Genomic DNA, 21,660 nt, shown 5'->3' with positions numbered 1-21,660 from the left:
CACATTCTCCTATTTCAGAAGCCCAAGCTGCTGTGGCAGCCACAGGGATATCGAGGGGACGAAGGTGATCAAAATCAAGGCGATGAAGAGCGGCGCAAGCCAGGGCAAGATCGCCATCGTCGTGCGTTCGACGGACAATTTCGCCACCCGCGACAACACGAAGAGTACCATGCCTAGCGGAGGGTGAAGCAGGCCGATCATCAGGTTCAGGGTCATGATAAGGCCAAACTGTACCGGATCGATGCCGAATTTCGCGACGATCGGCAGAAGGATCGGTACGAGGATGGTAATGGCGGCGATTGTGTCCAGAAAGCAGCCGACGAAGAGCATCAGCAGGTTCACAAGGATCAGGAACACCCACTTATTGTCGGTAATCGACAGAATCGCGTCGGACAGAAGCTGGGCAGCCTGGCTCACCGTCAGCAGCCATGCGAAGACCGAAGCGGCAGTGACGATGAAGAGAACGGATGCCGTCGTTTCAATCGTGTCGAAGCTCGCCTTGGCGAGTGTCGAGAACGTCATCGTGCGATAGCGCACGAGGCCGAGGAACAGCGACCACAGCACAGCGGCGACGGCCGCTTCCGTCGGCGTGAACCAGCCCATGGTCATGCCGCCGATCAAGATGACAGGAGTCATGAGCGCCATGACGGCGGAAAAGCGGAAATACCAGTCGAGCGCCAGAAGGACGACGAGGGCAATGCCCGCCGCGGCATTCATCGATACGCCTGATCGCATCATCACGTAGATCGATAGCGGTACGAGCAGAACCACGATGATCTCCAAACCTGCGGAAAGGAGCTGTTTGACGTCGAAAGGCGCATCGGAACCCCAACGTTTCACGTAGGCAAAGGCCGCAACTGTGATCATCATCAGCAGCGTCATGACAACGCCGGGCAGGATACCGGCCATGAAAAGAGCGCCGATCGAGACATTCGCCATCATGCCGTAGATCACGAAGGGCAAGGATGGCGGGAAGATCGGACCGAGCGTGGCAGACGCCGCCGTTACCCCGACCGCGGCCTCGACGGGGTAGCCGTGATCCTTCATCGCCTTGATCTCGATCGTGCCGATGCCGGCCGCATCGGCAAGCGCAGTGCCCGACATGCCCGAGAATATGACGGAACCAATGATGTTGACCTGCGCAAGGCCACCCTTCATCCAGCCGACGAGCGCGACGGCGAAGGAATAGATGCGGCCGGTGACACCCGCAGAATTCATCAGGTTGCCAGCAAGGATGAAGAAGGGAACTGCGAGAAGCGGGAAACTTTCGACACCCGCGATCATGCGCTGGGCGACGATGATATCGGGCGCAACGCCGTAGAGGACGATATAGAGAACGGAGGCGACGGCCATCGAGATCGCGACGGGCACGCCGATCAGCATCAGCACCAGAAATGAGCCAAGCAAGAGCAGCATCAGGTCATCCTTCGACAGCGTGGAATTCTTCGGGGCGCTCCAGAACGGAGTAGCCGCGGCGCATATTGGCGATGAAGACGATCACCGCACGGATCAGCATCAGCACGAAGGCTGCAAGCACGCTGTAGAAGACGATATTGCGGGGCAGGTCGACGGTGACCATCTGCTCGTCCGCGACGATCTGCACATAGCGCCACATCAGATAACAGCCATAGGCGAAGAAACCGATGCGGACGATATCCACAAAGGTTGCGAGAACGCGCGCAAGGCCTGCCGGCATGTAATGATAGAAGACATCCACCTGGATATGGCGCGACGTGCGTACGCACATGACGGCGCCGAGAAAGACGACGCCGATCAGGCAGTTGACGGCGATCTCTTCGGTCCAGGCATAGCTGTTGTTCAGCACATAGCGGGTGAAGAACTGCAGGAAGACGCAACCGGCCATCAACCAGAAAACGAGCAGCGTGATCCAGTCTTCGATGGCGTAGTCCGAGATATTGGCGGTGGGCGCATGCCCCTCGAATTCGTGGCCGATCTCCTCGGCAGTGACTTGCGTATGAACTTCTTGTGACATGATCGGCCTTGTTCCGGTGGGGAAGAAGGGCGCGCGGCGCTCAGGCGGCGCGCCCTCGGGCTGTTACTGGATCGCGCGGATCGCTTCCCAATCGGCCTTTTCGTAGCCGAAGTCCTCGAACTTGACCTTTTCCGCGACCGTCTTCTCGAAATCGGCCTTGTCGACCTCGGTGACGCTCAAGCCCTTCTCCTTGAAGGTGGTGATCAGGCTGTTTTCCTTGCCTTCGATGGTCTTGGTCGTGCGCACGGCAGCTTCCTGCATGACCTCGCCGAAGATCTTCTTGTCTTCGTCCGAAAGGTTCGACCAGAGTGTCTTCGAGATCACCGTATTCAAGTGATCGACGATGTGGCCGGTCAGAATGATGTTCTTCTGGACTTCGTAGAACTTCTTGGCCTCGATCGTCGTCAGCGGGTTTTCCTGGGCTTCGACCGTGCCGTTCTGCAAGGCGAGATAGACCTCGGCAAAGGCGATCGGCGTCGTGTTGGCGCCGCAGGCGCGCGGCATGGCGAGGTAGGCAGGAACATCAGGCACGCGGATCTTCAGACCCTGCATGTCAGCGCATTTGGCGATCGGCTTGTTGGCCGTCGTATGGCGCGTCCCGTAATAGCTGACGGCGGCGATATGGTTGCCGGTCTTGTCCTCATAACCCTTGGCCAGGCGCTTGAAGACGTCGCTCTTGGTGTAGGCGATCAGGTGTCCCGGGCTGCGGAAGATATAGGGGAAATAGGTCACGCCGATCGGCTTATAGTCGCGGGCGGCAAAGCTCGATCCGGAAATGATGATGTCGACCGTTCCGAGCTTGAGGCCCTGGTTGATATCGGCTTCCTTGCCGAGCTGCGAAGCCGGATAGACCTCGATCTTGTATCGGCCGTTGGTGCGCTTGCTGATCTCTTCCGCGGCCCAGAGGGAATCCGTGTGGAAAGGTTCCGATGTCTCGTAGACATGGGCCCATTTCAGCACCGTCTGGGCATGCGCAATCGCAGTCGTCGCCATGATTGCGGCGGCAGTGCAGAGTATCGTCGTCAGTTTCAACTTCATCGCTCTCTCCTCCTGAGATCTCGTTAAGTGGCTGCTTTTCCCTTGTTCGGCCCGGCCGTGTGGCCGCGCCCCTGCTCGCCCGAAACCTCCTCCCCGAAGCTTTCGGAAAACCTCTTCTGTGAATTCGTGAGATGCGCGCGCATGGCGGCCTTCGCCCCTGCCGTATCGCCGACGGCGATCGCGTCGCGGATAGCCCGGTGCTCTTCCAGCGCGCTGCGCCACGACACCGGTCCTTCGAAAAGGCTGGCAAGCTTTTCGAAATACGGCGTCATGCGCATGTCGAACATCTCGCCGGTAACGCGGATCAAGGTCGCATTGCCGACGATTGCGGCGATGCCGGTATGAAAGGCGCGGTCGGCGACAAGCACGGCGCGCGCATCCTCCACCACGCCGCTCATCGCTCTCAGCGCCTCATCGAGGACGGCAATGTCCTCAGGGCGGGCGCTTTTTGCGGCCTCCTCTGATATCGCGCATTCGATGATGGCGCGGGCCTGCAGCAGCTCGAAAGGACCCTCCACCGGTTCGCGCTCACTGCCGGTCGTTTCGGCAGCATGTTTGCGCGTGACATAGATGCCGGAGCCCATGCGGATATTGATGTATCCCTCGACTTCCAGCACGATCAGCGCTTCGCGCAGCGTAGGGCGCGAAACTGCAAGCTGCTCCGCAAGCTCGCGCTCGGCAGGCAACCTCTGGCCGACGGCGAGTTCTCCTCGGATAATCATCATACGAATCTGGTCCGCCACCTGCCTGTAGAGGCGGCGTGATTCAACTGCCGAAAACATTATGGCCTCCCCGGCACGCTTCTCCTCAAGCGCACAACTGGTCAACTGGCCTGACCAATTGATCCGAAGCTATCATCGGGGAAGTTGTGCGTCAATCCGACGCATGCACTCAGACCGGGCTGGCCAGTTGATAAGTGGATGCAAAGGTCCTAAGGGCCTCGACCGTTGCCGGATCCAGCGTCACGCCATGTCTTTCCCGCTCGGCGGCGACAGCCCATTCCCGATCGCCAGGCGCCATCACCCTGAAGCCTTCACGCGGCGGAGATGCCCTCAAGGTTTCGACGTAGCGTTTCATGGCAGCGTCAAAGATCTCGATATCGAGGAAGGCTGCAGGGTTCAGCGCGATGACGAAGGCACCCAGCCCGCGCGGTGTCGAAAAATCCGGCCCGGACATCGGAGCGATATCGAAACTCAGCTTCATGCCTGTGAGCACAGCACTCAAGATCTCGGGAATGCCTGCAAGCCCTGCGCCCTTGAAGCCGAATTCGCCGCCGAGCGGCGCCAGCATTTCGGCCACATCAGGATCGGCCGTGTCATACCCCCGTTCATCGGAGGCGACTCCTTCGGGCAGTTGGCGGCCGAGGCTGCGATAGAGCAGCACGCGGTTATAGGGCACGGCGCTCGTCGCCATGTCGAAGAGCCACGGGTTATCTCCCGTGACCGGCACAGCGCAGGCGATCGGATTGGTGCCATGAAAGCGCATGGCGCCGTCGTGCAGACGCACGAAGCTATCGGAATTGCAGAAAGCAAAGCCGATGAAGCCGCGTTGGGCGGCATCGAACGCATAGGCACCTGCCGGTCCGAAATGCGAGGAATTGCGGATCGCAACCGCACCGATCCCGAATTCCCCGGCAAGACGCGTCGCATGCTCCATGGCCGTATAGGTCGCGAGCGCACCATGGCCATTATCCGCATCGAGCGAAGCGACGGCGCCGAAAGTGTTTACCAGCGCGAGACGCGGGCGCGGATTGAGGCGTCCTTCGGTCAACCCTTTCACATAATGAGGGAGGAGGCGCACACCATGGCTGTCGATGCCATAGCGCGTAGCATGCAGCATTCCCCGCGTCGCTGCATCCGCAGTCTGTTGGTCGGCACCGGCCGCGATAAAGACCTCTCGGCAGAAATCCTCGATCGTTGCCAGGGACGCCAGGGCGCCAGCGGGGTTCTTGCTGTCAGTCGTCATCGGCCTCAATCCGTTAGAGTGGATCGTCTGCAAACTCTAGCGCGCTGGCGAGAAGATTCGATAGCCGCACCGCGCCTGAACCTGCACTTCTTTCAAACCCCTGTCCGACTTGTGCAGACGTCACGGCTTGCCGAGCGACAGGCGGAACTGCCGGGGTGTCGTGCCAGTTCGCTGCTTGAAGATGTCGTAAAATCGGCTACTGGAGCCGAAGCCGCAGTCGAGGGCAATCTCCAGGATCGAGTCCTCGGTCTCGGCCAGCCGCTGCATTGCTCTCGCGAGACGATAACGTGTCAGATATTCCATTACGGAAATGCCGAGCACATCGCGAAACGCCCGATTGGCAGTGGTTGGATGCACGTTAGCGCGCTTTCCAAGATCCGCCAGGCTTAGCGGCTCGGGAAAATGCCGGTTGATCAGGTCGGTCAGCACCTCTGAATGGCGGATGGCGGGGCTTACCGGCGTCGCGGCCGCTGCAACGGACGAGCCTCGATCATCGGCGTGATCAAGGATGAGCCGGCGCACCCTGAGCTTAGCCTCGTCCGCGATCAACTGGCGCCGGACGGGATCGCTGCTGCCCCATTCCTCGACCCAGGCAGAGACGGTGAGCGGCGTCGTCTCGCGGCGGCGGGGCTCGACCACGAAGGCGCCCTGCATGATTGCCTGTCTCGCCTTCTTGTCGATGGAGAGCGCGAGAAAGTCGACGAGCGGAAGGTAGATGCAGATAAGCGGCGCCTCCGGCGTCACCAGGATCGTCTGGTGGGGAATGGCCGCCCAGAAGAGGACAAGACGCCCGGCCTCGACCCGTTCCTGCCGACCATTGAAAAGATAGGTCATGGCACCATCGAGAAGCAGGTTGATCTCGACATGGTCGTGCCAATGCGCAGCGCTCATGGCATCGGCCGTGTGGCGCTCGATCAGGAAGCTCCGCGGCGACCCCGCCCACTCCCCGCTCCTGTTGAAATGATCGTCTTTCATGCGTCCAACGCTTCAATCCGGGAATACTCCCTTCAATAGCAGGAAGAAATTCTGATTTGGAAGAGGCACCACTATGGCAACCTTGATTTGTGGGAGACCGAAATGCCGAAGATTTGCCTCGTGGGTGCGGGCAGCACCGTTTTTGCGCAGAACATTCTGGGGGATGTGCTGTCCACACCCTCGGGCAGCGATTATGTGATCAGCCTGTTTGATGTCGACCCCGAACGGTTGAAGACATCGGAGATCGTTGCGCGGCGCATCTGCGAGGCGCTCAATCTGCAGAGGGTAAGGATAGAGGCAACCCTCGATCGTCGCGAGGCGCTGCGCGGATCGGATTTCGTTATCCTGATGATGCAGGTCGGCGGCTACAAGCCGGCTACTGTGACGGATTTCGACGTGCCGAAGCGGTACGGCCTGCGGCAGACCATTGCCGATACGCTCGGCATCGGCGGGATCTTCCGCGGACTTCGCACCATTCCGGTGCTGGAAGCGATCTGCCGCGATATGGAAGAGGTCTGCCCCGACGCGCTGCTAATGCAATATGTGAACCCGATGGCGATCAACTGCTGGGCGATCAAGGAGCTGGCGCCCAGTATCCGCACGGTTGGCCTTTGCCATAGCGTGCAGCATACCGCCGCCCATCTCGCCTCCTGCCTCGACGAAGAAATTGCCGACATCAACTACATCTCGGCTGGCATCAACCACATCGCCTTCTTCCTGAAATACGAGAAGCTGCATGCCGATGGCCGGCGCGAAGATCTTTATCCCCGCCTGAAGGCTCTCGCCGGCGAGGGACGCGTGCCGTCCGACGACCGGGTGCGTTTCGATGTCCTGAAGCGGCTTGGTCATTTCGTGACGGAATCCAGCGAGCATTTCTCCGAATATACGTCCTGGTACATCAAGGACCGCCGTCCGGAGCTCATCGACAAGCTCAACATTCCGCTCGACGAGTATATCAGCCGCTGCGAGCGGCAGATTTCAGAATGGCATGCGCTGCGCCGGGATCTCGAAGGCGACAAGCCGATCGAGGTCTGCCGCAGCAACGAATATGCCGCGGGCATCATCCACGCCGCCGTCACCGGCAATCCAGCGCTGATCTATGGCAATGTTCCGAACAACGGCCTGATCGAGAACCTTCCGGCCGAATGTATCGTGGAAGTGCCCTGCCATGTGGACAGGAACGGCATCCAGCCAACCCGCATCGGCAGGATCCCCACGCAGCTCGCCGCTGTGATGAAGCTCAGCATCTCGGTTCAGGAACTGACCGTTGAAGCAGCATTGACGGGAAAACGCGACCGCATCTATCAGGCAGCCCTGCTCGATCCGCATACATCAGCAGAACTCTCGCCGGACGAGATCTGGGGTCTGGTCGACGACCTGATCGAGGCACACGGCGACCTCCTGCCCAGATATAGCTGAGATCGGCCACAGGCCTATTCGCTCACCAAACAACAGCCAAGAGGCACGTCGTCATCAGAGACGACGTGCCTTTCTTTTTGATCGCGCACCACCAGATCGGCCAACATGAAAAAGATCATAAACGATCACAATCTTGATTGACATTGATCGTATTGAGTGGGAATTTTGATGCAAGAAGCACAATTGCACCAGGGGACGATCTGTGAACCAGACTGGCGGCGTGAAGACTGATCGGCTCGATGCCATCCGCAGTCATCTCTATGCGAATGGCTTTTCCACCATCCAGGACCTAGCCGATGCTGTCGGCGCCTCCTTGGCAACAGTGCGGCGCGACCTGCAAATTCTCGAACAGGATGGCGCGATCGACCGTGTGCATGGCGGCGCCCGCATCGCCGAGGGTTCCTCGGTCGAAATGGCCTTCCAGGAACGGGAAAAGCGTCAGCTTTCGGCCAAGCGTGCGATCGCCAATGCTGCCTACGAACTGCTTCTGCCCCGCACGGCGATCTTCCTCGATGCCGGCACGACGGTTCTTCAGCTTGCCCGGCTCATCCGCATCAATCCGATGCCGCTGCGCATCTTCACCAACGGCCTGATCGTCGCTCAGGAATTTCTCAACATTCCGAACCTCGAGGTCGTGCTTCTCGGTGGCCATTTGCGCAGCGAAAACGCCTCGCTCGTCGGCCCGCAGGCCGAGGCGATGCTCGAAACGATCTGGTTCGATCAGCTGTTTCTCGGAGCAAGCGCCATCAGCCCCGACGGCGCGATCTACAGCGTGGACAGTGCCGAAGCCAGCCTGAACCGGCGCATGCTCACCCGCTCTGCCAACGGCTATGTGCTCGCCGATTCCTCAAAATTCGGGACGATGGCAACCTACAAGGTCGCGCCGCTGAACACCGCAAAGCTCATCACCGACAAGGGTCTGACACTCCAATGGCGCGCCGAACTCACCAACTTCGGCATTGACGCGACCTATGCCGAGCTCGGAGCAAAAGAATGAGTAACGAGCTGATCCTCGGCATCGATGGCGGCGGCAGCAAGGTGCTCGTCACACTGGCCGACAGAGGCGGCCAGATTCTCCGCACTGCGCTCGGCGGTGGTGTCAATCCGATGGACAATCCGGACTGGCGACAGGAGCTGGAGCGGCATATCGAACCGTTCCGCAATGAGCCGGGACTGGCCGCCGTCGGCGCTGCCCTGCCTGCTTATGGCGAAGTCGCTCACCTCTCTGCGCTTCAGAAACAATGCATTGATGACGCCTTTCCGGATATCCGCAGGATCGTGCTCAATGACGTCGATGCAGCCCATCTCGGTGCCTTTGCCGGGCGTCCGGGCATCCTCATCCTGTCGGGGACCGGCTCCATGTCCTGGGCGCGCAACGGTGCGGGCGCCTCCGCACGCGCCGGCGGTTGGGGCGATGTGATCGGCGACGAGGGCAGCAGCTACTGGATCGGTCGCGCAGCCCTGCATCTCATCAGCCAGAGCCTCGATGGACGTGCCAAGCCGACGGCGATGGCGCGAGCCATTTACGATCATCTCCAGCTGGATATTGCAGACCCGATGAACGCGCTCGGCGGCTGGATCAACGGGCTCGCAAGGCCCCGTGCGGGTATCGCCGCGCTCTCCATCCTTGTCGATCGAACTGCTCAGCAAGGTGATGAGACGGCCATTGGCCTGATCGAGACGGCGGCCGAAGAGCTTGCCAAACACCATTGGGCAATCGCCAGCCATTGTGAAACCGGCACGGACTGGACCTACGCGGGCGGCACCTTTTCCAGCCGTCTTTTGCTTGAAGCCGTCGAACGGCGGATCGGCCGGCGGGCGGTTTCACCCGTACTTCCCCCCATTGGCGGCGCGCTTCTGGCCGCCGCCCAACTTCTCGACTGGCCGCTTGACGAGCGCTGGTTCGGGCAAATCGCGGTCGCGGCCGAAACCGTGATCGCGCGATCAAGACAATGACTGTCAACGATAAAGAAGGATGGGAACATGCGTAAATTGATATTGCCTTTGCTTGCCTCCGCCGCCCTTGCGATCGCCCTGCCTGCCTTGGCGGACGACGCCAAACCGCTTGCCGGCCAGTCTATCACGGTGCTGATGCCGTCGCCGCAGGGCGCCACGGTTGCGGCCGATTTTGAAGCCGCGACCGGCATTCATGTCGATCTCCAGACCCTCTCCTGGGACGATATCCGCCCGAAGCTGGTAACGGCGCTCGTCGCCGGCACGGCACCAGCCGATGTCACCGAATTCGACTGGTCATGGACGGGTCAGTTCAGCGCCGCCGGCTGGTACATGCCGCTGAACGAAGTGATCGACAAGGATAGTGTCGATGATATTGGCGTCGCCAAGATCTTCACCGTCGACGGTCAGTTGCTCGGCGTACCCTACACGAACGACTTCCGCGTCATGCTCGTCAACAAGAAGCATTTCACGGACGCCGGCATTACCGAAATGCCGAAGACGCTCGACGCGCTGGTCGAGGCCGCAAAGAAGATCAAGGAGAAGGGCATCTCCACCTATCCGATCGGCCTACCGCTCTCGGCGACCGAAGGCGCTTCCACGAGCTGGTATCTGCTGACCAAGGCCTTTGGCGGCGAACTCTTCGACAAGGATTTCAAGCCGCTTTTCCTCACCCCCGATTCAGCCGGCTACAAGGCGCTCGCCTTCGAACTGAAGCTCTTGAAGGACGGCCTGGTCGACCCTGCCTCGACAGGCCTCAAGGACAGCCAGATCAACGAGAGCATGTTCGCCCAGGGGCTGACCAGCATCATGATCTCGGGTGAGCCCGGTCGCCTGGGCCAGATGAACGACCCGAAGCAGTCCAAGGTCGCCGGCCAGGTGGAAGCGATCCTCGTACCGACCGAAAGTGGTCAGACCCGCAGCTTCGGCCTTCCGGAAGCGCTCGCCATTCCGAACGTTTCGCAGAACAAGGAAGCGGCGGTCGCCTTCGTCAAATGGTTCACCAGCAAGGAGTTCCAGAAGAAGAATGCCGCAAACGGCTTCCTGCCGACGCGCACTTCGGCTCTCGCCGAGCTTAATACGGAAGGCAAGCTGACGAGCGGCGACGCACTTGTCGAACAGTCCAAGACCGTCGAGCCTCTGTTCCAGCAGGGAACGCCGCCGTGGTATCCGCAGTTTTCGAGCGCGGTAAACACGGCGATCAATAGCGCGGCAAAGGACCAGGTCACCGTTGATCAGGCCATGCAGAGCATCGCCGATGCAGCCAAGCAGGCGATGGCGCAATGACAACAGCCACCGCTGAAGGTGTGGCAGCCAAGCGTAGTGTCGGCCTCAACGCCGACACCATGCTCGGACTGCTGCTGGTGCTGCCGATCCTGGTGACGATGGCAGCTCTGGTCTTCTATCCGATGGGACGGACGGTCTGGGACTCGCTGCACCGGGTCAATCCAATGCAAGCCGGAACGCCCTTTGTCGGACTGGAAAATTACACACGCATGCTGTCGGATGGCCAGCTGGCGACGACCTGGACGAATACCCTCATCTACGTCGTTCTCGCCGTCGCTGCCGAAACCATCTTCGGCGTGCTTGCTGCAGCGCTCATCAATCAGATGAGGGTCGGGCGCCAGTGGGTGCTTGCGGCTGTCATTCTGCCCTGGGCGCTCCCCGGTGTCGTCAACTCCGTCATCTGGCTATGGATCTATCAACCCGGCGCCGGCCTGTTGAACGGCATACTCGTCGCACTTGGCCTGCCTTTCGAAAATCATGTCTGGTTCAACGACCGAACGAGCGCGATCATCGCGGTCACCGTCGTGCATGTCTGGCGTATGATGCCGCTGACCATCGTCATCGTGCTTGCGGCCATGCAGAGCATCCCGGCGCATCTCTATGAGGCTGCCCGCATCGACGGCGCGACGCGCGTGCAGATGTTCAGCCTGGTCACGCTTCCGCTCGTGCGCAGCGCAATTGCCGTTGCCATGACGAACGCGACGGTCAATGCCTTCAACCTTTTCGACGAGGCCTGGGTGCTGGCCGGATCAAGCCTCGAAACGCGGCCGATCCTCGTGCAGATCTATCTCGAGACGTTCCAGAACCTTCGCTTCTCCTATGGCATGGCTCTGTCGGTGGTCATCACACTCGTGTCGCTGCTCGTCTCGCTCGTCTATGTCCTCCGCGTCTATCGCAACACACGGTTCGACTGATGAAACCAACCATTCTCTATCGCCTGATGATTTGGGCCGGTCTTGCGGTGCTGCTGATTTGGTCGCTCGGCCCGATCTACTGGACGATCGCAAGTTCCGTGACGCCAACGGAAGATTTTTCCACGCGGCCGATCCATTTCTTCCCGCAGCATTTCACGCTCGACCATTATTCGCGCCTGCTCGGCATCAACATTGCGCGGATCGGTGGGGTGGAGGTGTGGAAGCAGTTCCGCGCAGCGCTGCTCAACAGCGTGATCACGTCTGCAGCTGCCACGGCTCTCTGCGTCGCGATTTCGGCACTCGGCGCCTATGCCTTCACCCGGATGCGCTTTCCCGGGCGTCAGCTTCTGTTTGGCGCTGTCGTCGCGACGTTGGCCATCCCTGCCTATGCGGTGCTGATCCCGCTCTATCAGATCATGATCAGGATGCATCTGGTCGACACCTATACCGGGGTCTCGCTGATCTATGTCTCGGCCTATCTGCCGCTCTCCCTCTGGCTGTTGCGCAGCGTCTTCGAGCAGCTTCCGATCGCGCTCGAAGAGGCGGCACAGCTTGATGGCGCGGGTCGCCTCTTCATCTTCTTCCACATCGTGCTGCCACTCGCCGGACCCGGTCTGACGGCGGCCGCTATCCTCACCTTCCTGGGGGCGTGGGGTCAGTACCTCGTTCCCCTCATCTTCTCACCGCAGGCGACGAAACCCCTGACGGTTCTCATCCCTGAATTCGTCACCAAGAACTTCATCGACTACGGGCTGATCACGGCCAGCGGATCGATTGCGATCGTCATCCCTGCCCTCGTCGTCATCTTTCTCAACCGGTACCTCGTCAGCGGTCTGCTGGCTGGTTCGGTCAAATAATCGGAGACATCATGAACACGACCGAAAAGGTAATCTTCGAGCAGTTCCCCTATTGGGAAAAAGCCATCGGCTCGAATACGGCAAGCGGCGAGGCGGACGACCTCCTCGTCTTCGTCGGCTGTGGCACCTCCTTCAACCTCGCTTTGTCTCTGGCCGCTTATGCCAACAGCCTCAAGCGCAAGGCGATCGCCGTCCCGGGAGCGGAATGGCTTAACCGGCCTTCTTACTTCTGGCCGGAATGGCAGAAGACCCATGTGGTCGCGCTCTCGCGCAGCGGCGAAACGACGGAAACGGTTGCCGCCGCGAAGGCAAGCCGCGCCGCCGGCGCCTTCGTGACCGCCGTGACCGTCGAGCCCGAAAGCGCACTCGCCAAGAACTGTGACCAGTTGATCTGCTCTCCGACCCATCCCGAGGAAGGCATCGTCATGACAGTTTCGGCAAGCCTCATGGTGTTGCTCAGCCTGCAACTGATCGGTCAGACCGTGCCTGCCTCGGCCGTCGCATCGGCATGTCAGCTCGCGAATACGCTCGACGCCGCCCTGCCCGACATTATCAAGGATCGCTCGCACTTCGTTTTTCTTGGCAGCGGTCCCCTTTTCGGCATCGCGCTCGAAGGGGCGCTCAAGTTGATGGAAATGAGCCAGCTGATGACGCAGGCCTTTCATCCGCTCGAATACCGCCACGGGCCGATCAGTCTCGTCGACGAGAAGACGGCTGCCATCATGCTTTACAGCACGGACCAGAGACAAGCCGAGGCCAAGCTTGTTGGCGAGTTACGCGAGAAAGGCGCCCTGGTCATCGGTATCGGCGGCCCCGGCGATCTGGAGCTTCCTGTCGATGTCGATCTGTCGCTTGCCGGTCTCGTTGTCCTGCCGGCGCTGCAGATCCTTGGCGAACGCGCAGCGCAAGCAAGACAGATTGATACCGTCTCGCCGCGTCATCTCACCAAGGTCGTCACACTCGTATGAGCGCCGTGATCGATCAAAACCGCCAGACCGCACTGGCGAAACTGTTCGGCGAAAGGGGCCGGCCCCTGCCGCGCGGCATCACATCTGTATGCTCGGCTCATCCGCTGGTCATCGAGGCGACATTGCGACACGCGGCCCGGCGGGGTGATGTCGTCCTGATCGAGGCGACCTGCAATCAGGTCAATCAAGAAGGCGGTTATACGGGCATGAAGCCGATGGACTTCCGGGCCTTCATCGAGCGCATCGCGACAGAGGTCGGCTTTCCCGCAAACCGCATCATTCTCGGCGGCGACCATCTCGGCCCGAACCCATGGCGAAAGCTTGCTGCTGAGGATGCGATGGCGCGTGCTGAGGCTATGGTGACGGCTTATGTCGAGGCCGGTTTCGAAAAACTGCATCTCGACACATCGATGGGCTGTGCTGGCGAGCCCGTGGCGCTTGCCGACGAACTGACCGCCGCAAGAGCCGCACGTCTGGCGAAAGCTGCCGAAGAGGCTGCCCGTCGCAGCGGTCGACGTCTGCCGGTCTATGTCATTGGCACCGAGGTGCCGCCGCCCGGCGGTGCGACCCATGCACTGGACGAGTTGGAGATCACGCGGCGGGAAGCAGCTCTGAGGACGCGTGATGTTCACCATCAGGCATTTGCCGAAGCCGGCGTCAGTCCAGCTTTGGAGCGCGTTATCGCCATCGTCGTCCAGCCGGGTGTCGAGTTCGGCAACGCCAATGTCGCGCTCTACAGGCCCGAGCGCGCGCAAAAGCTGATCTCTGCGCTCGATGAGATGAAGGGACTGCTTTTCGAAGCCCATTCCACCGACTACCAGCCGACAGCCGCGCTTTCGGCTCTGGTCGACGGCGGGTTTGCGATCCTGAAAGTCGGCCCCGGCCTGACCTTCGCATTGCGGGAGGCGCTCTACGGCCTCGATGCGATCGCCGGTATTCTTGGCGATGGTGGGCCAGGCAGCGGACTGGCGGCGGCGATGGAAGAGATCATGCTCGCTGAGCCCAGCCACTGGGCTGGCCACTATGGTGGTACGGCTGATGAGCAGCGATTGCAGCGGCATTTCAGCTACAGCGACCGCATCCGGTACTATTGGCCCAACGCGCGTGCGGCGGCAGCAGTCGACGAACTACTCGCCCGGTTGCCCGACGAGATCCCGGAGACACTGATCAGCCAGCATCTCGCCCGCCTCTATCCTAATGTGGTCGAAAAGCGTGTCGCTCCGAAAGCCCGCGATCTCTGCCTTGCCGCTGTTGATGCGGCGCTCGCTCCCTACGTCACCGCGACAGCGCCTCGATAAGCGATGCGCTGCATATCGCTCTGCCCGAGCGAGCGCAGATCCGAAATCAGATTTTCAGCCGGAGACAGTTATGGCGTCCGTAAACGTGGCAAATGTCCGCAAGAACTATGGTCACTTCGAAGTATTGCACGGGGTCGACATCGATATCCGCGACGGAGAATTCGTCATCCTTGTCGGCCCTTCCGGCTGCGGCAAGTCGACCTTGCTGCGCATGATCGCAGGGCTTGAGGAAATCTCCGGTGGCAACGTCTCGATCGGCAGCAAGGTCGTCAACAACGTCGCCCCGAAGGAGCGCGACATTGCCATGGTCTTTCAGTCATATGCGCTCTATCCGCATATGACGATCGAAGCGAATATGGGATTTTCGTTGCGACTGGCGAAAGCGCCGAAGGAGCAGATCAAGGCGCGTGTCCGCGATGCGGCGCAGATCCTCGGCCTCGAACATTTCCTCGACCGCTATCCGAGAAATCTCTCCGGCGGTCAGCGTCAGCGTGTTGCCATGGGCCGCGCCATCGTCCGCCAGCCGCAAGTCTTCCTCTTCGACGAGCCCCTGTCCAACCTCGATGCCAAGCTTCGCGTGCAGATGCGCTCCGAGATCAAGCAGCTGCATCAGCGGCTGAAAACGACGACCATCTATGTGACGCATGATCAGATCGAAGCCATGACCATGGCCGACCGGATCGTCGTCATGCGCGATGGTTATGTCGAGCAGATCGGTTCACCGCTCGATCTCTACGACCGGCCGGCCAATCTCTTCGTCGCCGGCTTCATCGGTTCGCCGGGCATGAATGTCATCAAAGGCAGGATCAGCGCGTCCGGACCGCTCGAATTCATCGCCGACGGAGGGGCGCACCTGCCGCTGCCGGAGGCTGCTGCGGCAGCACGCGGCGCGGAGGTGGTCTATGGCATCCGTCCGGAGCATCTGATCGTCAGCCAAGACGGCGTGAGCGCCGAGGTAGCGGTCATCGAACCGACGGGCGCGGAGACCCAGATTAACGCGAAGCTTGGATCGGATCCCCTGGTGGCGACGGTGCGAGACCGGCTTTCCCTGCAGGCCGGCGATACCGTCAGAATGATGCCGGATCTCACCAAACTGCATCTTTTCGACGCCAAAACCGAAAAGCGCCTGCCGATCGGCTAGCGGCTGCTTTACGCTACTGAATGAAAACGGTGCGGCGATGATCGCCGCACCTTGTCTTGCTTTGACGGGTCTAACCTCAGAACTCTTCCCAGTTGCCGCCCTTGGTATCCAGTGCGGCATTTCCTGAGAATGCGGAGGCAATCTTGCGACCGAGCGCCCGGGCGGGAGACGGCGCCGGCGTAGCGTTTCGCCCGGCGCTTCGAACAGGCGCCGAATGCGAAGCATAGCCTGCTTCGTTCAGCTTGAATTGAGCCAGAAGCTGGTTGAGCGACGCAACCTCCTTCGCAAGATTGTAGCTTGCAGCGGTCGACTCTTCGACCATGGCAGCGTTCTTCTGCGTATCCTGGTCCATCTGATTGACGGCCGTGTTGATCTGGTCGAGGCCCAACGACTGCTCCTGCGATGCTTCGACGATCGCAGCGATATGTCGGTTGATTTCCTGAACCTCCGAAACGATCGCCTGAAGCGCCTTGCCGGTATCGTCGACCAGCTGCACACCTGCATGCACCTGCGCATTCGAGGCCGTGATCAGATCCTTGATCTCTCTGGCCGCCATTGCGGAGCGCTGCGCCAGTTCACGCACTTCCTGCGCGACGACGGCAAAGCCCTTGCCGGCCTCGCCAGCGCGGGCTGCTTCAACACCGGCGTTGAGCGCCAGCAGGTTCGTCTGGAAGGCGATGTCGTCGATCACGCCGATGATATTGCCGATCTCACCGGAAGACTTGGAGATCTGCTCCATGGCGAGCACGGCCTTGCGGACCACCTCACCAGAATGTTCGGCGCCCGTTTTGGCACGGGCCACGAGCTGGCCGACATCCTGGGCGCGTTTGCTGGAACCCTTGACGGTCGTGGTGATTTCTTCGAGAGCAGCAGCCGTCTCTTCGAGAGCCGCCGCCTGCTGCTCGGTGCGCTTGGCGAGATCGTCGGCAGCTGACTTGATCTCGTTTGCTCCCGAGTCGATGCCGCGGGCATTCTGCGACACCCGGTTCAACGCGGATTGCAGCTTGTCGGCGGAGTCATTGAAGTCGCTGCGAACGCCATCGAGCCTTGCCACGAAGGGCTGCGCGATCCGGTAGGACACATCGCCCTCGGCAAGCTTTGACAGGCCGGCAGCGAGATTGTCGACGGCAAACTGCACATCGGCAGCGTCCTTCGCCTTTTCCTTCTCGCGCTCGATCTGCTCTCTTTCGCTCAAGCTGCGATTGGCTTCCGCCTCCTGTTCGAGGCGAACCCGCTCGATCGCGTTCTGCTTGAAGACCTGAACGGCACGGGCCATCGCGCCGATTTCGTCAGGCCGGCCCTGACCTTCGACCTCGACATTGATATCACCTGCGGCCAGACGCGCCATTGTGCCTGTGGTCTTCTTCATGACCGACGCAATCGAACGCGCGAAGACGAGGAAGCCGAGCAGCGAAATAAGTGAAAGGACGACTGTGCCGATCCCAGCCATCCAGAGCGCCTGCTGCGATGCTTCGACGATCTCCGTCACATCGGAACCGATTTCGAAGACACCGATCTTGCGACCGGAGAAATCTTCGAAGGGAATGGCGGTAACTTCATAGTCCTTGTTGCCGAGAACGGCATGGACACGGACGCGGTCACCGTTGAAACCCGCCTGCAACTGTTCCTGGGTGAGGATCGTCTTGTCTCCGAAGGTCGAGGCCTGCGGCACAAATTTCCCGTCCTGCAGGATATGGACCGCAACTTCGGCATCGACGGATTTTGCAAGCGGCGCAAAATAGTCATTCGTGAGCGAGGTGCCGACATCGACGACGCCGACGGTCTTGCCCTCCTTGATAACGGGGGCCGAGGCAAACATGCTGACGGCGGTCCGCCCAGGTTCGATGCCTGCATTCAGTTTACCCTGCGTCAGCGCCGCAACGATCATCTTGCGACGTCCCTTGAGATCGTCGCCGAAAGTATCAGGCGTGTGGATACGTGCGACTGCGAGGCCATCGCCATTGCTGAAGGTGATGAGCTGAAGGCCTTGCGCTTTGATCGCCGGCAGGCTGGCCGTGTATTTTGCAAGAATGGATGCCCGATCATTCTTGGCGATCAGATCAGCCGTTTCAGGCTCACCGGCAAGAGCTACTGCAAGCCCGGCAGCCGCGCGTTTCTGCGCATCCATATCGGTCTGGATGACGTGCAGGTCGGCCGAGAGCTCCTTCTGAAGCGATTGATCGCTCATCGCGCTCTGGCGATGCCAAGCAAGACCACCGATTGCTGCGCTCGCAAACAAAACCGCAGCGAACCCGTAGGCTGTGATGCGGATCCAAATCGGCCGCTTAATCTGTTCTTCGCTCATATCGTCCTCTCATGCGTCGAGTACCCTAATTCTTGAGAGGAAAACTTGTTTTTTACTTAATTTTGAATGGTCAACATTATGGACATAATCCGTAGGCACATATCGCCGACAGCGCTAGCAAGCGGCGCCTTATCCCGCATAGATTGCGTCTATTTCCGTCGCTTGGGCGAGTTCGAAACTCCACACCTGAGGGATGGACGAGCATCGACAACGCGACATGCCGTATCGCCTTCCATGCCAGACCAATCGGCGTCTCATGGCAGGAACCGACTAGATGGTTTCAGATACTCGGCCTTATTCGTTGATAAACCACGGAGTTTTCTATCATCACCCAATCGGGTGATGCTCAAGTATCAGTCTCTCCTCTAAAAGATTTGGCCAGACTAATATTCGGCTTCGGCCGCTCATATGACTTTACCAATCGAAAGACAGTCAAATGGAGCATGCGGATATTGTCGATGCCATCTATCGGGCTTCTGTAAACATACAGTTGTGGTCCAGCACATTATGCGCGGTTGTCGACTATGTCGGAGCAACAGCCGGCAACATTGTCTATCAGGCCCCTGATGGGAAAAGCAGCTTTCTGATCCCCGGCCGGATGCGCGAAGATCTGAATGACCTTTATTTGCAGCATTACGCCGGCAATCCCTATGCAAAGGCGTTCGAGAAAGTTCAGCCGGATCAGGTGGCGATCGGCAATGAGCTCATCGATGATGCCGCCGTTCGGCGCACCGCATACTATGCCGACATCTGCGCGCCTCAAAACATCTACAATCAGCTTTTCGTTCCTCACGCCAGCCTGCACGAACGCGGCGGTATCGGCGGGGTAGCGCTTTTTCTCTCCAAGGCCCAGGACACCGAAAACGCCCAGGCGGCCCGGAAGCTCCTGCAATTGACGCCGCATCTTTCCCGCTCGATAGAGCTTTCCCTTCATGTCGGAAGCATAAGACGAGAAGCCAGCCTTCTGCAGCGGCTGCTCGAGGCCCTGCCCGATGCGGCCATGCTGCTCGATGGCCAGGGCGAAATCGTCTTGCTGAATTCCGCCGCAGAAGACATCCTGAGACGGGGCGACGGCCTTTCCATCAACAGACATGAGCGCTCGGCGCTTCCAAGCGTTTCCAGCAGCTCCAAGGCTCTGGCTCATGCGATACGGCAAGCCATCGAAATCGCAACCGGAACCGCCACGCAATTGCAGGGCGCTGTCCAGATTCTCCGACCGTCGGGCCTGCCGCCCTACCTCGCGCAGGTCACTCCACTACCGCCAAATTCCTTCGTCGCATGGGACCCGGCAGATTCCGGCGCCCGCGTGCTTCTTCAGATCGTCGATGCGGAAAGCCGCGCCACCGGGCAGGCAGAGCAGCTTCGCAGCATCTTCAGCCTAACCGCCGCGGAAACGAAAGTGGCTGTGCTTGTCGGCTGCGGATTTTCGGTTCCAGAAACCGCCAGGATCCTTGCCCTGTCTCCCAACACCGTCAAAACACATACAGCAAGGCTCCTATCCAAGACGGGTGTGCGATCTCAAGCGGCATTTGCGCGACTGATGGCATCCGTTCCCGCGCGGCCCGGCCGGCCCTAATCCCGTTTCCGTCGCAAAGTGATAACGAGAGGCATTGTAAGACCGAAAAATACGGGAAGGTGCTGAAGGGACATCCCCTTCCCGCTCAACGCATCGACTTCTCGATCAGGGATCGGGCGTCGTCAGTTCCGTTTCCTTGGTATCGACGACGAATACGGCCAGAATTTTTGCCGGCTTCGTCTTGCTGGCATTCGCACTTACCAAGTGATGATCGCCGGGTACTTCGATCCAGTTTTCACCGGTTCTGAAGACCTTTTCCTTGCCGTCGTTCACCTTGCTTTTGATTTCACCCTCGATGACCGTCGCGTAGATGAAAGCGCTCTTCGCGTGGGTATGCGCGGGATTATATCCGCCCGGCCCGTATTCAACGAGAACGCCGCGCATACTTTTGCCCGGGACGTTTGGCAATTCATGGTCGAAGACGACCGTGATCTTGGCATTGTGGGCCTTCTGGGCCGCGAAAGCCGGGGCTGCGGCAAGTGACAGCGCCAGCGCGGCAGTGGTCATGGACTTGAGCATCGTATCTTTCTCCTCTGAGGCTCGCTACGACCTGGGCAAGCTAAGTCCACGCACGAGGAAAGGTCAGATATACGATGGTTTAACGCGCTGCCCTGCGGCTGTGATGACACAGTCCGCCAGTCTGTCGACAACTAGTTAAGGTTGTTGTTGCGGTTGCCGTCAACAAGATATATCTCGGAAATGCCACTCGAAATTGTCTTTTCTCGCCGTCGCTGCGATTGAGACCAAACTCCCGAACCGATCATCCCGGAGCGATCGAATGCATATCCAGCCGCAACACCGGATCTATGTCTGCTTCTTTCTCTTCGCCATTTCGATGGGAGCACTGCTTTCGCGCCTGCCCGACCTACAGGACGCCCTGGGCGTCAACAAGTCGGAACTCGGCCTCACGCTGATCGGCGCAGCGATCGGTGCGTTGATTTCCTTGACATTCGCGTCGCCGCTGATTGCGCGCTTCGGCGCGCGCAAGACGGCGTTCCTGACGGTGCTCGGCACGTCCGCGCTACTGGCAACCATTCCCTGGGCCAATGCCGCCTGGCTGGTTTTCTTCATCCTCTTCTGTGAGGGCTTGCTGGCCGGCGCCCTGGAGATCAATCTCAATGTCGAGATCGATCGCATCGAAGCCCAACTCGGCCGCGGCGTGATGAACAGGGCACATGGCTTCTGGAGCCTTGGATTCTTCCTGACCGCACTCGTCGGCTCTGCCGTTCGTCAGGCGGGCGTGCCAATGCATCTGCATCTTGCGCTGACATTCACTTTCGTCTTGATCGTCGGCATTGTCGTCATCTCGGGCATAGAGAATGCGCCGGCCCGTGCCGGAGTTGAGCATGTGGAAGGCCCAAGTATGGCGCTGCCGACATGGGGGCTCATGCCACTTTGCGTGATCGGCATTGCCGCCTTTCTGGTGGAAGGCGCAGGTATTGACTGGTCGGCGATCTATATGCGTGACACCTTCGCGGTCGAACCCTTTATCGGCGGCCTTGGCCTGACGCTGTTCACCTTTTTCATGGCGGTCGCCCGACTGTTCGTCGATCCGCAAGTCGACCGATTTGGCGCGCGCGCCGTCGCCACGTTTCTGCTGGTTCTCGCGGTAGTCGGGCTCTGCGCCGTCTGGCTTGCGCCACACCCCTATGTCGCACTGTTCGGTTTTGCGCTGATGGGCGGCGGCTGCAGCGCGGTCTATCCGCTCGCTGTTTCTGCGGCGGCACAACGAACTGATCGCCCAGCCCATCTCAATGTCGCGGCTCTCGGGCAGATGTCCTTCGTCGTATTCTTCCTGGCCCCGCCCCTTCTCGGCTTTGTCGCCGAACATGCCGGCATCAGAGTTTCCTACCTTGTCTGCCTGCCGATCATCGTCGCAGCCCTTTGTTTGACAAAGGCGTTGAAGCCGCGCGCCGTTGATAACAAGGAGGATACCGAGGACGAAGCCAGTCAGGCCGCATGCGGATAGAC

19 protein-coding genes are annotated in these 21,660 nt (G+C 59.9%); 11 read left to right on the top strand and 8 right to left on the bottom strand.

The genetic code is table 11. The annotated features are described in order from the left end of the window. Positions 1-9: 9 nt before the first annotated feature. The 6 genes from AB4Z13_RS30090 to AB4Z13_RS30065 form a co-directional block, all read right to left on the bottom strand. Positions 10-1,416 (bottom strand): TRAP transporter large permease, encoded by a 1,407-nt coding sequence (locus AB4Z13_RS30090; RefSeq protein WP_442207554.1) that lies wholly within the window; start codon positions 1,414-1,416, stop codon positions 10-12. A gap of 4 nt (positions 1,417-1,420) precedes the next feature. Continuing rightward, a complete protein-coding gene (locus AB4Z13_RS30085) occupies positions 1,421-1,993 on the bottom strand; it encodes a TRAP transporter small permease (protein ID WP_113184449.1) in 573 nt (190 codons plus the stop codon). A gap of 63 nt (positions 1,994-2,056) precedes the next feature. After that, positions 2,057-3,031, bottom strand: coding sequence for a sialic acid TRAP transporter substrate-binding protein SiaP (locus AB4Z13_RS30080; RefSeq protein WP_442207553.1), 975 nt, complete (start codon positions 3,029-3,031; stop codon positions 2,057-2,059). Positions 3,032-3,054: 23 nt separating this feature from the next. Continuing rightward, positions 3,055-3,813, bottom strand: a complete 759-nt coding sequence (locus AB4Z13_RS30075; protein ID WP_442207552.1) for a FadR/GntR family transcriptional regulator — start codon at positions 3,811-3,813, stop codon at positions 3,055-3,057. A 109-nt stretch (positions 3,814-3,922) separates the two neighbouring features. Continuing rightward, positions 3,923-4,996 (bottom strand): Ldh family oxidoreductase, encoded by a 1,074-nt coding sequence (locus AB4Z13_RS30070; protein WP_442207551.1) that lies wholly within the window; start codon positions 4,994-4,996, stop codon positions 3,923-3,925. Positions 4,997-5,116: 120 nt separating this feature from the next. Continuing rightward, entirely contained in the window at positions 5,117-5,971 is an 855-nt protein-coding gene (locus AB4Z13_RS30065) for a helix-turn-helix domain-containing protein (protein WP_442207550.1), read from the bottom strand. 102 nt (positions 5,972-6,073) lie between these two features. Here AB4Z13_RS30065 and AB4Z13_RS30060 point away from each other — a divergent pair, with 102 nt between their 5' ends. From AB4Z13_RS30060 to AB4Z13_RS30020, 9 genes are all read left to right on the top strand, one after another. Beyond that, on the top strand, positions 6,074-7,390 hold the full coding sequence (locus AB4Z13_RS30060; RefSeq protein WP_442207549.1) for an alpha-glucosidase/alpha-galactosidase: 1,317 nt from the start codon (positions 6,074-6,076) through the stop codon (positions 7,388-7,390). A gap of 202 nt (positions 7,391-7,592) precedes the next feature. After that, entirely contained in the window at positions 7,593-8,387 is a 795-nt protein-coding gene (locus tag AB4Z13_RS30055; protein WP_442207548.1) for a DeoR/GlpR family DNA-binding transcription regulator, read from the top strand. Then, positions 8,384-9,346, top strand: a complete 963-nt coding sequence (locus tag AB4Z13_RS30050; protein WP_442207547.1) for an N-acetylglucosamine kinase — start codon at positions 8,384-8,386, stop codon at positions 9,344-9,346. Before AB4Z13_RS30055 ends, AB4Z13_RS30050 begins: the two co-directional genes overlap by 4 nt. A gap of 27 nt (positions 9,347-9,373) precedes the next feature. After that, the gene (locus AB4Z13_RS30045; RefSeq protein ID WP_442207546.1) at positions 9,374-10,630 is read left to right on the top strand and encodes an ABC transporter substrate-binding protein; all 1,257 of its coding nucleotides are present in this window, start codon (positions 9,374-9,376) and stop codon (positions 10,628-10,630) included. Next, positions 10,627-11,544, top strand: coding sequence for a carbohydrate ABC transporter permease (locus AB4Z13_RS30040; RefSeq protein ID WP_113320349.1), 918 nt, complete (start codon positions 10,627-10,629; stop codon positions 11,542-11,544). Before AB4Z13_RS30045 ends, AB4Z13_RS30040 begins: the two co-directional genes overlap by 4 nt. Next, a complete protein-coding gene (locus AB4Z13_RS30035) occupies positions 11,544-12,401 on the top strand; it encodes a carbohydrate ABC transporter permease (protein ID WP_439018062.1) in 858 nt (285 codons plus the stop codon). The genes AB4Z13_RS30040 and AB4Z13_RS30035 overlap by 1 nt, the downstream gene beginning before the upstream one ends. Positions 12,402-12,412: 11 nt before the next feature. Then, positions 12,413-13,369, top strand: coding sequence for an SIS domain-containing protein (locus AB4Z13_RS30030; RefSeq protein ID WP_442207545.1), 957 nt, complete (start codon positions 12,413-12,415; stop codon positions 13,367-13,369). After that, a complete protein-coding gene (locus AB4Z13_RS30025) occupies positions 13,366-14,667 on the top strand; it encodes a D-tagatose-bisphosphate aldolase, class II, non-catalytic subunit (protein ID WP_442207544.1) in 1,302 nt (433 codons plus the stop codon). Before AB4Z13_RS30030 ends, AB4Z13_RS30025 begins: the two co-directional genes overlap by 4 nt. 70 nt (positions 14,668-14,737) lie before the next feature. Then, positions 14,738-15,808 carry an ABC transporter ATP-binding protein gene (locus AB4Z13_RS30020; protein ID WP_442207543.1) on the top strand — a complete coding sequence of 357 codons (1,071 nt, stop codon included), beginning with the start codon at positions 14,738-14,740 and terminating at the stop codon, positions 15,806-15,808. Positions 15,809-15,884: 76 nt separating this feature from the next. On the opposite strand, the gene AB4Z13_RS30015 is transcribed toward AB4Z13_RS30020, so the two are convergent. After that, positions 15,885-18,113 (bottom strand): methyl-accepting chemotaxis protein, encoded by a 2,229-nt coding sequence (locus tag AB4Z13_RS30015; protein ID WP_442207542.1) that lies wholly within the window; start codon positions 18,111-18,113, stop codon positions 15,885-15,887. 436 nt (positions 18,114-18,549) lie between these two features. Between AB4Z13_RS30015 and AB4Z13_RS30010 the strand changes: the two genes are divergently transcribed. Continuing rightward, a complete protein-coding gene (locus tag AB4Z13_RS30010; protein ID WP_442207541.1) occupies positions 18,550-19,689 on the top strand; it encodes a LuxR C-terminal-related transcriptional regulator in 1,140 nt (379 codons plus the stop codon). A gap of 105 nt (positions 19,690-19,794) precedes the next feature. Here the strand turns inward: AB4Z13_RS30010 and AB4Z13_RS30005 are convergent, their stop codons facing one another. Continuing rightward, entirely contained in the window at positions 19,795-20,208 is a 414-nt protein-coding gene (locus AB4Z13_RS30005; RefSeq protein WP_442207540.1) for a cupin domain-containing protein, read from the bottom strand. A 259-nt stretch (positions 20,209-20,467) separates the two neighbouring features. Here AB4Z13_RS30005 and AB4Z13_RS30000 point away from each other — a divergent pair, with 259 nt between their 5' ends. Further along, positions 20,468-21,658, top strand: a complete 1,191-nt coding sequence (locus tag AB4Z13_RS30000; RefSeq protein WP_442207539.1) for an MFS transporter — start codon at positions 20,468-20,470, stop codon at positions 21,656-21,658. Positions 21,659-21,660 lie beyond the last annotated feature (2 nt).

The organism is Rhizobium sp. YAF28 (genome assembly GCF_052113285.1).
Taxonomy (GTDB): domain Bacteria; phylum Pseudomonadota; class Alphaproteobacteria; order Rhizobiales; family Rhizobiaceae; genus Rhizobium.
This window is presented reverse-complemented; position numbering and strand designations above follow the sequence as displayed.

Bases quoted from the DNA above. Each gene is read 5' to 3' on its own strand.
- AB4Z13_RS30045 (WP_442207546.1), top strand. From the start codon at position 9,374: ATGCGTAAATTGATATTGCCTTTGCTTGCCTCCGCCGCCCTTGCGATC.
- AB4Z13_RS30060 (WP_442207549.1), top strand. From the start codon at position 6,074: ATGCCGAAGATTTGCCTCGTGGGTGCGGGCAGCACCGTTTTTGCGCAG.
- AB4Z13_RS30075 (WP_442207552.1), bottom strand. From the start codon at position 3,813: ATGTTTTCGGCAGTTGAATCACGCCGCCTCTACAGGCAGGTGGCGGAC.
- AB4Z13_RS30005 (WP_442207540.1), bottom strand. From the start codon at position 20,208: ATGCTCAAGTCCATGACCACTGCCGCGCTGGCGCTGTCACTTGCCGCA.
- AB4Z13_RS30080 (WP_442207553.1), bottom strand. From the start codon at position 3,031: ATGAAGTTGAAACTGACGACGATACTCTGCACTGCCGCCGCAATCATG.
- AB4Z13_RS30000 (WP_442207539.1), top strand. From the start codon at position 20,468: ATGCATATCCAGCCGCAACACCGGATCTATGTCTGCTTCTTTCTCTTC.
- AB4Z13_RS30020 (WP_442207543.1), top strand. From the start codon at position 14,738: ATGGCGTCCGTAAACGTGGCAAATGTCCGCAAGAACTATGGTCACTTC.
- AB4Z13_RS30065 (WP_442207550.1), bottom strand. From the start codon at position 5,971: ATGAAAGACGATCATTTCAACAGGAGCGGGGAGTGGGCGGGGTCGCCG.
- AB4Z13_RS30040 (WP_113320349.1), top strand. From the start codon at position 10,627: ATGACAACAGCCACCGCTGAAGGTGTGGCAGCCAAGCGTAGTGTCGGC.
- AB4Z13_RS30050 (WP_442207547.1), top strand. From the start codon at position 8,384: ATGAGTAACGAGCTGATCCTCGGCATCGATGGCGGCGGCAGCAAGGTG.
- AB4Z13_RS30090 (WP_442207554.1), bottom strand. From the start codon at position 1,416: ATGCTGCTCTTGCTTGGCTCATTTCTGGTGCTGATGCTGATCGGCGTG.
- AB4Z13_RS30085 (WP_113184449.1), bottom strand. From the start codon at position 1,993: ATGTCACAAGAAGTTCATACGCAAGTCACTGCCGAGGAGATCGGCCAC.
- AB4Z13_RS30010 (WP_442207541.1), top strand. From the start codon at position 18,550: ATGGAGCATGCGGATATTGTCGATGCCATCTATCGGGCTTCTGTAAAC.
- AB4Z13_RS30035 (WP_439018062.1), top strand. From the start codon at position 11,544: ATGAAACCAACCATTCTCTATCGCCTGATGATTTGGGCCGGTCTTGCG.
- AB4Z13_RS30070 (WP_442207551.1), bottom strand. From the start codon at position 4,996: ATGACGACTGACAGCAAGAACCCCGCTGGCGCCCTGGCGTCCCTGGCA.
- AB4Z13_RS30015 (WP_442207542.1), bottom strand. From the start codon at position 18,113: ATGAGCGAAGAACAGATTAAGCGGCCGATTTGGATCCGCATCACAGCC.
- AB4Z13_RS30030 (WP_442207545.1), top strand. From the start codon at position 12,413: ATGAACACGACCGAAAAGGTAATCTTCGAGCAGTTCCCCTATTGGGAA.
- AB4Z13_RS30025 (WP_442207544.1), top strand. From the start codon at position 13,366: ATGAGCGCCGTGATCGATCAAAACCGCCAGACCGCACTGGCGAAACTG.